The sequence below is a fragment of the Massiliimalia massiliensis genome, from assembly GCF_900155615.1.
In the GTDB taxonomy this organism is placed as follows: domain Bacteria; phylum Bacillota; class Clostridia; order Oscillospirales; family Ruminococcaceae; genus Massiliimalia; species Massiliimalia massiliensis.
Genome location: NZ_FUHT01000004.1, coordinates 720,033 through 733,402, shown reverse-complemented (window position 1 = coordinate 733,402; position 13,370 = coordinate 720,033). Strand labels below are relative to the sequence as shown.

The window sequence follows — 13,370 nt, the reverse complement described above, 5'->3', positions numbered from 1 at the left end:
GAAAATCAAGATGGTTCAATATGGAAAAGTCAGCTCCATGCAGATTGTTCTGACACTGGTGGTCTGTAAGCTCTTTGCTGTTATTACCTATACGCCGGTATATACAGAAAAAGCAGAGATTACCGCGGTCTTTCTCGGAGGAGTCGTATCTACCTTAATTTTGCTGGCCGCAGCCACTCCTGTTATTCTGCTGTTTCGAAAAACGCAGGATGACATCCTAACGCTGTCTTACCGCCTGAATCCGGGGTTTGGATTTATTGTATTTATTCTTCTGTTAATTGGCGTTCTGGCCGCTGCTGTGGATACGATGGTAGACTTTCAGTTCTTTATGGTAAATGCGGTATTTCCCGATGCCAGTCGTTTTATCATTCTGATTACCCTAATGATCGCCGCATTTTACGCCTCCCTCATGGGATTGGAGGGGATTGCGCGGACTGGTACGATCCTGTTTCTGATTGTGTTGATTGCGCTGGTTACCATTGCCTTCACACTGCACAACAGGATTAATCTGCTCAACCTAAAGCCAGTTTTATACGAGCCTGTAAAAAGCATTTTATCTGTCGCATGGCAGGACACAGCAAGGAATATGGAGCTTCTGATTTTTATGATGGTGGTTCCGAATATCAAAGGGAAGGCGGCCAAATCCCTGCTTGGATACATTCTGCTCATTTCCGTTTTGTTATGCACAATTTCTTTTTTAGTAGCTACTGTTCTGGGTGAATTCACCTTCCGTCAGATCTTCCCGTTTTATATGATTGCTTCTGTTGTCGACAGTAAAATCATTCGTCGTTTTGACGCCATCCATATGACGTTATGGGTTATCACTGCCTTTCTGCGGACATCTCTCTTTCTTCTGACAGCGACCAGCCTGTTGAAGCGAGTACTGCCATATCATATCGGAAAATGGAGCTGCTTGTTTTCAAGCGTTGTTATTTTAGTGGCTGCCGGATTCCTGTCAGGCGGTTTGCAAAGCAGTAATCTTCTTTATGATTTTATCGGTAAAGGATATCCGTTTGTCATTCTCATTGTCCTTCTGCCGATCATCCTACTGTTAAATCTCAAAAGGATTTCTCCCTCAGCCTCAAAGAATAGGGAGCAGCAAAGAAAAGAGGAGAAGCCAGAATGAAAAAAACCATTTTTATCGTATTGTCTGTAGCAATGATTTTTTCCCTGACCTCCTGCTTTCCAAGTCATGAATTAAAGGAAACCGCCATCGTCCAGGCAATTGCCGTCGATCTGACCGACGAGGGATATGAATTGACTCTGCAGTTTTATGCCCCGAAGGGGAGCGGTGCTACCACGGCGATTGATACCAGCAACAATAATGCTAACATTGTAGTGGCAAAAGGGAAGACCATTACCGAAGCGGTCGACCAGGCTACCGCGATTCAGGGTGAATATATTTTTACCGGAAATAACCGTCTGCTTATTATCGGGGAACGGTTTGCAAAGGAAGGGGTAGAATCCCTTTTCAGCTATTTTGACCGTAATCATCTTACTACGCAGAACATCGATGTCCTGGTTTCAGAAGGCCCAGCCAAAGAGATTGTATCCGTTAATATTGACCAGGGGATTTTAGCGGCAGAGATGTTAGAAAAAATTGTAGAAAACTGTGAAGAAAATGGGATGATCCTGAGATGCCCGTATTACATGTTCAGCCAGAATATGTTCCAGTACGAGGGCTCCTCTGTCGTCCCGGTAATCGAAAAAACCGGTGGACAGGAGGAACAGAGCGAGGATCAGGGAACCGAATCCGGTGATTCTTCGGTAAGCGAAAGCATCCAGTCAGTTGATGTTGTTAAAATTGAAAAAACCGCGGTATTTAAAGACTATAAGCTGGCTGACATTGTGGATAAGGAATGCAGCCAAGGGCTTGCGTTTTTAAGCAATACAGTCAAAGAGGCTACCCTTGTCGCAGAGGATGCGAACGGACATCTTAGTTCTATAAACCTCTATTCCTGTGACGCTAAGCTGAAACCGGAGTTTCAGGATGACCAAATCACATTTGTCTTACAAATTAAATCAAAAGCCAGTATAGACGAGGTTCTGTTACCGGCGGGAGAATATACCGGACTGGACGAATTGGAAATTTTTGCACAATCGGCTGAAAGGCTGATCGCCGATGAATGTACAAGAGCATTCAACCGGGTGGTAAAGGAAGATCAAAGCAACATTCTCTATTTGGGAGACCTAATCCATAAAAACAACCCCAAGCTCTGGACTGCGATTCAGAATGATTTTCCGGCGCACCTGGAAAAACTGCATTTTCGTACTGAGGTCGATGTGGATATTACACGTCTCAGTATAGAAGCAAACCAGGCTCAGAATAAGAATAAATAAAAGGATGGGACAATTAATTTGTCCCATCCTTTTATTTTAAGACGATCCCTTTTCTCATTTTCAGATACTCTGCGAACCGGTCAAAATTGGAATTTAAAACCAGCTCCGGCGGAAAGCTGATCTCTTCAAGCATTGCCAGTGCATCCGGAAAATCCCCAATCTGTGTATAAAAGTGGGCGTCCGAATTGACCACAACCGGAACCTGATGCTTTTTGCAGAGTTTTGCGATCTCAGCACAGTTTTTAATGTTTGCTTTCCTGACATGGAAAGAGTGCTGATTGATTTCCACCAGCTTTCCAAATTCCCTAAAAGCCTTGATACAGGTTTCATAATCATAAATATAATCAGGGGAACCGCTATGGCCAATCACATCGACCCAAGGATTTTTCGCTAGATTCAGATAGGCGTTGGTATGCTGCTCCAAAGTTCCTGCTGTACAGTTGCAGTGATGGTAGGAAACAACCACCCACTCCAGCTCCTTCAGCATCTTGTCATCCAAATCCAGCGTACCTTCATAATCCATGATATTTGCTTCCACGCCCCGCAAAACCCGCACGCCCTCCAGCACTTCCGGAACGCTGGTTTTGAGATTGCGGAAATACCATTCGTGAGGTGCGTCCTTATTTTTCGGGCCATGGTCGGTTACAGCCAGAACCTTCAGGCCAATTTGGGCCGCGTACCGAACATTTTCAGTCAGCGTGCTGTAGGCATGGGTAGAAGCGAGGGTATGGGTGTGAGTATCTGCAAAAATCTGATGCTTATACATAAATAAATATTGCTCCTTTCAAAATGAGAGCGGCAGTAATATACTGCCGCCTTATCCTGTCTTTAATAAAAATCCCAGTTTTTGTGCGCTTGGGGATTATCAATGGTCATTCCGAGATTCTGCATGAGCTCCTGCGCCGCATTATAGCCCATTTTTTTCTGGCGGTTGTTCATAGCAGCAACCTCCAGGATAATTGCCAGGTTACGTCCCGGCTTGACCGGAATGGTGTGAGAAGGAATTTTTAATCCAAGGATGGTGGTGAATTCGTCCTCCATCCCCATACGGTCGTAAATTTTTTCCGGATCCCAGACCTCAAGCTTTACCACCATATTGATCTTTTCCGTCACCTTCACCGACCCCATCCCGAAGAGGCGGCGGGCATTGATGATCCCGATGCCGCGCAGCTCCAGAAAGTGGCGGATATTTTCTGGTGAAGAGCCGACTAGGCTGTGATCGGATACACGCCGGATTTCCACTGCATCGTCTGCAACCAAACGGTGTCCCCGTTTTACCAGTTCGATGGCAGTTTCGCTTTTCCCGACGCCGCTGTCGCCAAGAAGCAGTACGCCCTCACCATAGATTTCAATTAATACGCCATGGCGGGTAATCCTCGGCGCCAGCTCAACATTTAGGAAAGAGATCAGCCCGGACATAAAGCTGGATGTCGGTTCCGGAGTTCGCAGGACAATTACTTCATATTTTTCAGCAGCCAGCAGGATTTCCGGGAAGATTTCCAGTCCACGGGCAAATACAATGCAGGGAAAACCCCTTTGAAAAAAATTATTAATCCTGATTTCACGCTGCCCGTCGGAAAGCTCGCGCAGGTAGGCATATTCACCAAGCCCCATAATCTGGATACGCTTATTGTCAAAATATTCGAAAAATCCGGTTAAATTGATTCCCGGACGGTTAATATCAGCACTTTGGATGAGAGTATCTTCCTTGGATTCCGGCATATAGATGGTTTCCAGTTTAAACTCCTTGATAATCCGTTTGAGAGGTACGGTAAACGTTTGTCCCATATAAAAAGACCCCTTTCTCATCTTTCACACGATTCTAAATTTATTATAACTGAAAAATGGGAACTCTTCAACCAATTCCTGCTATTTTTCAGGATTTGGGCAAAGCATAAGAGAATTTTAAGAAAATTTGATTCAATGACTCTATCAAAAATCAGGAAAATGTGGTAAAATAATAAAAACATCGTGTAAAGGAAGGACGGCAATTTCATGAATATTGCGTTATTTACGGAAACGTATTTGCCATATATTAATGGTGTTGTCACGCATGTAAAGTCTTTAAAAGATGGTTTGGAACGTGCGGGGCATAAGGTATTGGTAGTTTCTGCCGACATTAAAGCGCGGCATCACTATATTGAAAACGGGGTACTCTGGTGCCCGGCTAAGGAATTTAAACGCTTTTACGATTATGGGCTTGCTTCACCGGTCAGCTTAAAACGCCTCCGGATGATCAAGCGGTTCCATCCCGATATCATCCATATTCATAACGAATTCGGCGTAGGGCTGTCGGGGATTGCAATCGCAAAAATTTTGAAAGTCCCCCTGGTTTATACACTGCATACCATGTATGACGATTACCTTTATTATATTGCCCCAAAACCGCTGATTCCATTTGTCAAAAAGGTATCTCACCGTTATTTCCGCTTTTTGGGAAAACGCGCCGCTGCGATTACCGGGCCGTCGCCAAAGGTTCAGGAATTCCTGAGCGACTGTGGGGTTGCCAAAGAGGTTAACGTTGTGCCGAACCCGGTGGAGCTTGACAAATTCCAGCTTGAATGTGTCAATCAGGATAAGGTAAAGCAGATTAAAGAGCAGTACCGGATTCAGGACGATGAATTGATCGTCTGCTTCTGCGGACGGCTGGGCAGGGAAAAAAGCGTTGATGTCCTGCTTGACTATTTTGCCAAAACAGTCAACCGTGACGATAAAATCCGCCTGCTGATTATCGGAGATGGGCCAAGCCGGCCGGAGCTGGAGGAGCAGGCAAAACGTCTCCACATCGACGATGTGGTTACATTTACCGGCAAGGCCGCGCACGACGAGCTGGTGAATTACTACGCCTGCTGCAACCTCTATGTAACCACCTCTCTTTCCGATACCAACTCCATCTCCATGCTGGAGGCCATGGCAACCGGTCTGCCCGTACTGCACCGTTTTGATAAGCTCAACGAGGGACAGGTAGTAATGGGAGTAAACGGCTATATCTTTTACGATGCCGAGGATATGTACGCCACAATGCTAAAATACCAGAGACTACCGAGCGACGCAAAATTGGCCTTACGCCATTCGGTTATTGAATCGGTAAAAAAATCCGGTCAGGAAAATCTTGCAAAATACCTGCTGGACGTCTACCATCATCTGGAAGAAAATTCGGAACACGAAAGAAAACATCATGGCAGGAAGAGAAAGCTTTCGGTCTACGAGCTGAATGTATTTGATAAGCATTCTGATTCGGATGAAGAAAAGTAATGTTATGCAAAAGGATACAGACAATGTTCTGTATCCTTTTTTATAATTTTAAAAAATAAGTCTTGACAAAAATAAAATCGATGCTATAATATAGACGTTTGTGTGTCTAAGAATAAATTGTGCAAAAGATAACTGAAAATAAAATTATGTGGAAAAATATAGGCAATAATGCCAACCAAAAAGATAGGAGAGAGAACTATGATTCAAGCAAAGCACTGGGATGTAGCCATTATTGGAGGAGGGATCGGCGGAATTATGGCCGCCTACCGCCTCAGCGAAAAAAGACCGGATTTACAAATCTGCATCTTGGAAAAGGGACACACGATTACCAAGCGGATTTGTCCGATTGTCACAAAAAAATCGGAGAAATGTGTAAAATGCCCATCCTGCGCTATTATGGAAGGAATGGCGGGTGCCGGCGCTTTTTCAGACGGAAAGTATGTCATTTCAACCGAATACGGAGGATGGCTGACAGAATTTCTGCCCCCGGAGACGGTAATTGACTATATTGAACAGGCTGATAAAATCCTGGTTTCCTTCGGCGCAACCACCGAACGTTTCATGCCTAACAATGAGCTGAAAAAGCTATGCCTGCAAAACGACCTGCATATGAGCCAGGCTCAGCTAAAGCATTTGGGAACAGACGCAAACTTTGATACCATGCGCAAGCTGATCGAATCCATGGAAGGGAAGGTAGAGATCCTCACCGATACTGAGGTAGTAGATGTTGATCCCGAAACCAAGGAAATTTCTGTAATACAAAAAGGGGAGACGGCTGTGTTTGAAGCAGGGCAGATCGTCTTTGCAGTCGGCCGTGCAGGAAGCCGCTTTTTTTCCAAATGGTGCCTCGGACACAATATCCCGCTCCAAAACAACCAGGTCGATATCGGCGTGCGGGTCGAACTGCCCTCCTATATCTGGGAGGACTTCTCCAAAAAAATCTATGAGCCGAAAATCTGGTACCGTTCTAAGCAGTATGGAGACACAACCAGAATGTTTTGTTTTAATGAACGCGGAAATGTCGTCACAGAGAATACTGACGGCGTCCTGACTGTTAACGGCCATTCCTACCGTGACCTTTCCAGAAAAACCGAAAACTCAAACTTTGCTCTGCTCTCTACCATCCGCTTTACCGAACCGTTTAAAGAACCGATTGAATACGCACGCCATGTCGCAAGCCTTGCCAACCTGATCAGCGGCGGCAGCGTCCTGGTACAGCGCCTGGGCGACCTGGAAGCGGGCAGGAGAACAGATGAAAAACGGATGAAGCAGTCCACAACCCGCCCGACTCTGAACGCGGTAGCGGGAGATTTGAGTCTTTGTCTCCCAAAACGGCAGTTAGATAATATCATCGAAACCTTACACGCCTTAGATAAAATTGCGCCGGGAACTGCAAATTATGATACCCTGCTGTATGGGATTGAATGCAAGTACTATTCCGCCCGGCCGGAATGCGAGGAATTCCGGCTGAAATCCTACGAAAATATTTATGCTATCGGGGACGGCGCTGGGTTTACCCGTTCGTTATCCCAGGCGGCGGCAAACGGGCTTTATGTGGCGGATCTGCTGTCCTGTCAAGGATAGCCGAAAAAAGTCCTGTTATTTTGGCAATCATTCTGCATTGGAAAAAAACGGGCGGTATGATATAATAATGTTAAACGAACCGTTGGGACGTCTGTCCCGGAAATTTTTGTAAAAAGCAGCAGTATCATATCTTAAATCATTGATAAGGAGTGAACAGCATGGATATTAAAAAACTCATTTCCGAGATGACATTGCAGGAAAAGTGTGAAATGCTTTCCGGCTATGACTTCTGGCACACGCAGCCGCTAGAACGGCTTGGAATCCCTTCCATTATGGTGTCTGACGGCCCTCATGGCCTGAGAAAGCAGGCGGAAGCGGCAGACCACCTGGGACTGAATGAAAGCGTTCCGGCAACTTGTTTTCCGTCCGGCTCTGCACTGGCTTCGTCCTGGGATAAGGAACTGATACAGGAAGTCGGGACAGCACTTGGAGAAGAGTGCCAGGCAGAAAATGTATCGGTCATCCTGGGGCCTGCCTGCAATATCAAACGTTCTCCTCTCTGCGGCAGAAACTTTGAATATTTCTCCGAAGACCCTTATCTTGCAACCCAGATGGCAAAGCATCATATTTTGGGCGTACAGTCCCAGGGAGTTGGAACTTCCATTAAACACTTCTGCGCGAATAATCAGGAAGCAATGCGGATGCGTACCGATACCATCGTTGATGAACGCACCCTGCGGGAGATTTATCTTGCTGCCTTTGAAACTGCTGTCAAGGAAGCCAAGCCCTGGACAGTTATGTGTTCCTACAATCAGTTAAACGGGACTTTCCTAGCCTGCAATAAAGAGCTTTTAACAGACCTGTTAAAAGAGGAATGGGGTTTTGAAGGACAGGTCATGACCGACTGGGGCGCGATTAAGAACCGGGGAGACTGCGCCGCGGCGGGTCTGGATATGGAGATGCCGGGTACAAAGACCGTTTTCAACAACGAAGCGTATGATGCTGTGATAAGCGGGCGAATCAAGGAGGAAGCTCTGGACAAAGCTGTAGAGCGGACGCTCCGCCTTGTAGAATGGGCAGTGGAAAACAACAAGGAAAATGCCGAATTTGACAAGGAAGGGCATAATCAGCTTGCCAGAAAGGTTGCCGGCGAGTGCATGATCCTGCTCAAAAACGATGGCTGTATGCTGCCGGTGAAAAAGGGCGACTCCATCGCAGTAATCGGGGAATTTGCGGAAAAACCCCGCTACCAGGGCGGCGGGAGTTCTCATATTAATCCGATTCACTGCACAACCCTTCTGGACGGCCTGAAGGAACTGGGCGCTGATTTTCAGTATGCAAAGGGCTTTTCCATTGATTCTGATGAAATAGAAACCGTGCTGTTTGACGAAGCGAAACAGCTGGCTGCCGGACAGGATAAAGTGATTATTATGGCTGGGCTTCCGGACAGCTATGAATCAGAGGGATATGACAGGACTCATCTGAATATGCCGCCGAACCAGATCGCGCTGATCAAGGAGATTGCGAAAGTAAATCCTAATGTCGCCGTCGTATTATCCAACGGTTCCGCCATTGTTATGCCGTGGCTGGATGATGTCAAAGCAGTGCTGGAGGCACATTTAGGCGGACAGAATTCCGGCGGGGCGGTTGCAGACGTTGTGACCGGAAAGGTTAACCCAAGCGGCAGACTGGCGGAAACCTTTGCCAAACGTCTTGAGGATACCCCTGCTTATCTGAACTTCCCCTGTCATCAGTATAAAGTGGAATACCGGGAAGGAATTTTTGTCGGGTACCGCTATTATGACAAAAAGAAGATGGACGTTCTGTTCCCGTTCGGATATGGGCTTTCCTACACTGATTTTGAATATTCCGGCCTGAAGCTGGATAAAAGCTCCATGCACGATTCTGACAAGCTGACCGTCAAGGCAACTGTAAAAAATGTTGGGGCAACCGCCGGAAAAGAGGTCGTTCAGCTCTATGTCGGAAAGGAACAGGAGGAAGTCCTTCGCGCTGAAAAGGAACTCAAGGGCTTCGAAAAAATAGCGTTAAATCCGGGAGAGAGTAAGGAAATTTCCTTCATCTTAGATAAACGCAGCTTTGCTTACTATAACGTCGATGATAAGGATTGGTTTGTGGAGGAAGGGGACTACCAGATTTTAATCGGTGCTTCTTCCCGCGATATTCGGCTAGAAGGGCAGGTTCATGTCATTCCGGATACCAAGCCCTCCTTTACCGCAGACCGGTTCAGCGTCGTTAAGGAGCTGCAGGATCTCGGTAGATCGACTGAAACGCTGACTAAGGTACTAAACGCCGCGCTCGACAATATGAATCAGGGCGATGGGGGAGCATTGTCGCCGCAGATGATGCAGGCAATGGTTCAAGAAATGCCGCTTGCCAGTATGGCAACCATCTTCCCGGATTTGATGAGCGAAGAAACAATTGCGAAAATTGTTTCCGAGGCAAATGGGAGATAAGTCCTTTTCAAAATCATAACAAAGAAGCAAGCCGAAATAATTTCCGCTTGCTTCTTTGTTTCTAATTATTAAGGCTTCCTTACAACATAAAGTGCAATTGTATCGTTTAATATAACTTTGTTACCGGCATTCATAACAGCTTTCCTGATTCCATGATAAAAATTTGATTTATATGGCGCCTTTAATGTGATATGTTCAACGTGCGTACCTAAATAGTTGATATACTCATCTGCATTATATATCCTTCTTTGCTTCCATTGACGAAAAGAAAGATCAATAAATCCGTAATTTAAGGCATTTTCATAGTTTAACTTACAGTTATATCTAGTTTCAACATGAAAATATTCATCATAAACTTTCTGTATCTCTCCATATAACATATCATTTGCTGTTTTTTCATCGGTAAGGGTCATGAACATCGCTAACATCCCTCCGCTTTTCAATAGGCTATATATTTTCGGAAAGGCAATATGTTCAGGGATCCACTGAATAGTGGCGGCAGAAAAGATTAAATCAAATTTTTGATTTCCAAAATCGTAGGTTTCAAAGTCATCGTTGATTATCCGGAAATTTTGATAAGAACGGAATTTATTCTTTGTAAATGCAACAAAATTTTCTCCCAATTCTATGGCCAGATAATGACATCCGGTTTTCAAAAACGGTTCTGTAGCCTGTCCGGTCCCAGGGCCAATTTCAAGTACCGTTTTCTTGGGATCAATTTTTGCATTTTGGATGATATCTTCAAAAAGCTCATCACAATATCGTGGTCTCCATTTATCAAACTGTTCTGGAATCGCATCAAACGTTTTTCTAAAATCCATACATTTCTCCCTTCAGATTCGAGTTCCTGCTTCTTTTATTCCTTCTGCTCATGGACAATAACGTCTAGATGCTCATACGGAATCTCTATTCCAGCTTCATCAAACTTGATTTTTACCATCTCCAGGAGGTCGTAATTCAAATTCCAATACTCATCGCTTTTTACCCAGACGCGGACAGCCAGCTTGAGTGCGCTGCTGCCATGCTCCGCCAGACGGATCACCGGCTCGGGATCCTTTAAAGCCAGCGGATGATTTGATACAATATCGGTTAATATTTCTTTTGCTTCCCTAAAATCATTCTCATAGCTGATCGAAAAGGTGAGATCCAGCCTGCGCTGATCCTCGCGGGTAAAATTCACGATGATGCTGTCAGTGATCTGGCTGTTCGGGATATAGATCGCTTTGTTGTCAATGGTATGGAGCTTGGTATTGACGATACTGATGTTTTCCACAGAACCTTCTACACCGTTAATCTGAATATAGTCGTTTACCTCAAACGGTCTTGTCAGCAAAAGGATAAACCCGCTCATCACATTGGACAGGCTGTTCTGCACCGCAAGGCTGACTGCAAGGCCTACCACGCCAAGCGCAGCCAACACGCTGGACGTTTTGATCCCGACGGTCTCCAGCAAAGCTAAAATCAATAAAAACAAAAGAACAAATTTCAGGATAGAAAGGATAAACCTGTGGGCGGTCACATTGATCTTGCTTCTCCCCAGTGCACGTTTCATCAGATTGACGACAATTTTTATTACAATCAGCCCGATCAGCAGCGTCAGGACAAGCTGCAGCGCAACCGAACCGTAGGATTCCCAAAATTTCTCAAACGACATACAAATTCCTCCTAGACGGATATTAAAAATATTATATCCCGAACAGGAAAGAAAAGCAAGAAATAAACCGCCGGAATCACTCCGGCGGTTTATTTCTTATAATTCTGCAATAAATTTTTCAAAGATAGCGATATGAACTTCCTCGTCCTCCGCAATTCTATGTATGACAGCAGAAATATTCGGATCGGATATGCGGTGGGACTGGAGCAGGTAACGATGATAGGTATCCTGTTCGCCCTTTAAATCCACCTGGAGCATCCGCTTAATATCCTTTGTGTAAGAAGGCATTGTGCCGTTCCAAGGGGTGCTTCTGCCCGCAAAGTTGGAGACAGCGCGCGGAGAACCGCCCAATCCCTTCATCATCTGTCCCATCAGGTTGAGATGATGCATTTCTACAATCGCAATCCTCATCAGCGTCTCAGAAATGAGAGGATGGCTCTCCTTAATCATGATGCTTTGGTAGACATATTGGTAAATCGCAGTCAGTTCGCCGCCGGCAGAAGCCAGATCTAATGACAACGGAATTAATAACTGCGGATTTTTCATGGTAATATTCACCTCGGGATAAGGCGAAGCGGCAGTTACAGCAATTTTTTCCACTGGAGCCGGCTGAGCTCCAACGTTTCTTATATTTCTTGAATTCATTTTTTATCCCTCCCATATTGATAATCTATCTATATGAGAAGACAAAAGAATATATGCTAAAGTTCAAAATCTTCCTGCTTATATTTTGGGATGATTTGGTTTCGTCTCGGCACCCGTTTCAAAGGCGCATACTGATATTGTCTGCAGGAATAGTATAAAGCGACAATCCCCTTTTTGGGACAGAATACCATCTGGTCATCCAGAGGCCTGCTGTGTTCACAATAGCTGCAACAGGGATCAATTTTATTTCCAAATAACTTCATGATTAACCGACCTGTACTTTCCTTATGCTTGGATTGGTTTTCTTTTATTGTAGCAAAATTCATCTGGAATCGCAAGCAGAATGTTTTTCCTTTCTTTTCCTTCCCGATGGCACAGAGACAAACAGCAGCATTCCCGCCAGAAGCACCATACAAAATGAAGCGGCCGGCGAGGTGGTAAACCATTTGGCTGGGAGGGGCGCCGCATTGCCGACAAAGCAGTCTGCGGTTGGCCGAACCAACAGAAATCCAAAATAGGCAAATAAAACGCTCAAGGCGGTATAAAGAATTCTAAATAGAATCCACCGCCAAATAGAAATTCCGCTTTTGATCACAATAGCTGTGATCTGCAGGAACACACAAACACCGCCAAAGGAGGTAAACAGCGCCGCCCCCAATACGCTCGATAAAAACGAAACAGAGGCAAGCCCCTGACAGCCCGCCGTAACCTCCAGTAATCCTTTTATAGCTAACGATAGCTTCCCATCAGATAAAAAATGATCCAGGATAGGGAAAGCGGCGCAGAACGTCACAACAAAGCTGCAGATAATGCCCATGGTATGCGTCGCCTGGTTGACCGAAGAAACAAAAACAGCAGAAAGCGTATCCTGCTGAGACCCTTGGGCGGCTGGTACCTGCTTTGGGACGGGATACCGGAAGCCAGAAATCACAGCCATCAACAGTGCGGCAAGCACCTGCGAAAGATATAAGATTACGCCAATCACCATACTATCCCATAAATAAAGGGAAAGGTAGCAGATTAAAAACGCCGGACTGCAATTCACACAGAACATCATCATCCGCTGGCCGGTTTTTACGGAGATCCTGTGTTCCTTTAGCTGGTCTCCGATTAATTTTGCCCCAACCGGATACCCTCCTAAAAGACTAAGCAGGAATATAACAAAAAGCTTGTCGTTTAATTTCAGCACACGGCGGGAAAAAAGGCGAAACGGCCTTGCCAGAACCCTGCAAAGAGAGGTATTCATGATTATATTGGAAAGGATCATAAAAAAGTAAAGAGATGGGATTAAGGAATTCAAACAGATATGAATTCCCTGAGAGATTCCGGCGGAAATATCCTGTGATAACAGAATACACCCTACCAAACAAATTGTTGTAATCCAGAATAAAAGCATCGGCAAAGCCTTTTTCATATACCATCCCATCTTCCTGTGCCAGTTATCTTTATGTATATGCGTTTCAAAGAAATAATATAAA

At 45.2% G+C, this 13,370-nt stretch carries 12 protein-coding genes; 5 read left to right on the top strand and 7 right to left on the bottom strand.

Features of this window, described 5'->3' with window-relative positions:
• The first annotated feature begins 10 nt into the window (after nt 1-10).
• A complete protein-coding gene (locus CZ360_RS12085; RefSeq protein WP_077534441.1) occupies nt 11-1,126 on the top strand; it encodes a GerAB/ArcD/ProY family transporter in 1,116 nt (371 codons plus the stop codon).
• Nucleotides 1,123-2,340, top strand: a complete 1,218-nt coding sequence (locus tag CZ360_RS12080; protein WP_077534440.1) for a Ger(x)C family spore germination protein — start codon at nt 1,123-1,125, stop codon at nt 2,338-2,340. The genes CZ360_RS12085 and CZ360_RS12080 overlap by 4 nt, the downstream gene beginning before the upstream one ends.
• 31 nt (nt 2,341-2,371) lie before the next feature.
• Here the strand turns inward: CZ360_RS12080 and CZ360_RS12075 are convergent, their stop codons facing one another.
• Together CZ360_RS12075 and hprK are read right to left on the bottom strand one after the other, a co-directional pair.
• Entirely contained in the window at nt 2,372-3,106 is a 735-nt protein-coding gene (locus CZ360_RS12075; protein WP_077534439.1) for a phosphatase, read from the bottom strand.
• Between the two features lie 62 nt (nt 3,107-3,168).
• Entirely contained in the window at nt 3,169-4,128 is a 960-nt protein-coding gene (gene hprK, locus CZ360_RS12070) for an HPr(Ser) kinase/phosphatase (protein ID WP_077534438.1), read from the bottom strand.
• Between the two features lie 207 nt (nt 4,129-4,335).
• On the opposite strand from hprK, the gene CZ360_RS12065 reads away from it, so the two are divergent.
• From CZ360_RS12065 to CZ360_RS12055, 3 genes are all read left to right on the top strand, one after another.
• Entirely contained in the window at nt 4,336-5,595 is a 1,260-nt protein-coding gene (locus CZ360_RS12065; protein WP_077534437.1) for a glycosyltransferase, read from the top strand.
• A 198-nt stretch (nt 5,596-5,793) separates the two neighbouring features.
• Nucleotides 5,794-7,179 (top strand): NAD(P)/FAD-dependent oxidoreductase, encoded by a 1,386-nt coding sequence (locus CZ360_RS12060; protein ID WP_077534436.1) that lies wholly within the window; start codon nt 5,794-5,796, stop codon nt 7,177-7,179.
• Nucleotides 7,180-7,337: 158 nt separating this feature from the next.
• Nucleotides 7,338-9,593, top strand: a complete 2,256-nt coding sequence (locus tag CZ360_RS12055) for a glycoside hydrolase family 3 C-terminal domain-containing protein (RefSeq protein ID WP_077534435.1) — start codon at nt 7,338-7,340, stop codon at nt 9,591-9,593.
• Nucleotides 9,594-9,661: 68 nt separating this feature from the next.
• Here the strand turns inward: CZ360_RS12055 and CZ360_RS12050 are convergent, their stop codons facing one another.
• From CZ360_RS12050 to CZ360_RS12030, 5 genes are all read right to left on the bottom strand, one after another.
• Entirely contained in the window at nt 9,662-10,414 is a 753-nt protein-coding gene (locus CZ360_RS12050) for a class I SAM-dependent methyltransferase (protein ID WP_077534434.1), read from the bottom strand.
• Between the two features lie 35 nt (nt 10,415-10,449).
• Nucleotides 10,450-11,247: a mechanosensitive ion channel family protein gene (locus tag CZ360_RS12045; RefSeq protein WP_077534433.1), complete on the bottom strand. Its 798-nt coding sequence runs from the start codon at nt 11,245-11,247 to the stop codon at nt 10,450-10,452.
• A 96-nt stretch (nt 11,248-11,343) separates the two neighbouring features.
• Nucleotides 11,344-11,892, bottom strand: coding sequence for a ferritin-like domain-containing protein (locus CZ360_RS12040; protein WP_077534432.1), 549 nt, complete (start codon nt 11,890-11,892; stop codon nt 11,344-11,346).
• 56 nt (nt 11,893-11,948) lie between these two features.
• Nucleotides 11,949-12,155, bottom strand: a complete 207-nt coding sequence (locus tag CZ360_RS12035) for a hypothetical protein (protein ID WP_077534835.1) — start codon at nt 12,153-12,155, stop codon at nt 11,949-11,951.
• A gap of 59 nt (nt 12,156-12,214) precedes the next feature.
• On the bottom strand, nt 12,215-13,306 hold the full coding sequence (locus CZ360_RS12030) for a hypothetical protein (RefSeq protein ID WP_159438287.1): 1,092 nt from the start codon (nt 13,304-13,306) through the stop codon (nt 12,215-12,217).
• Nucleotides 13,307-13,370 lie beyond the last annotated feature (64 nt).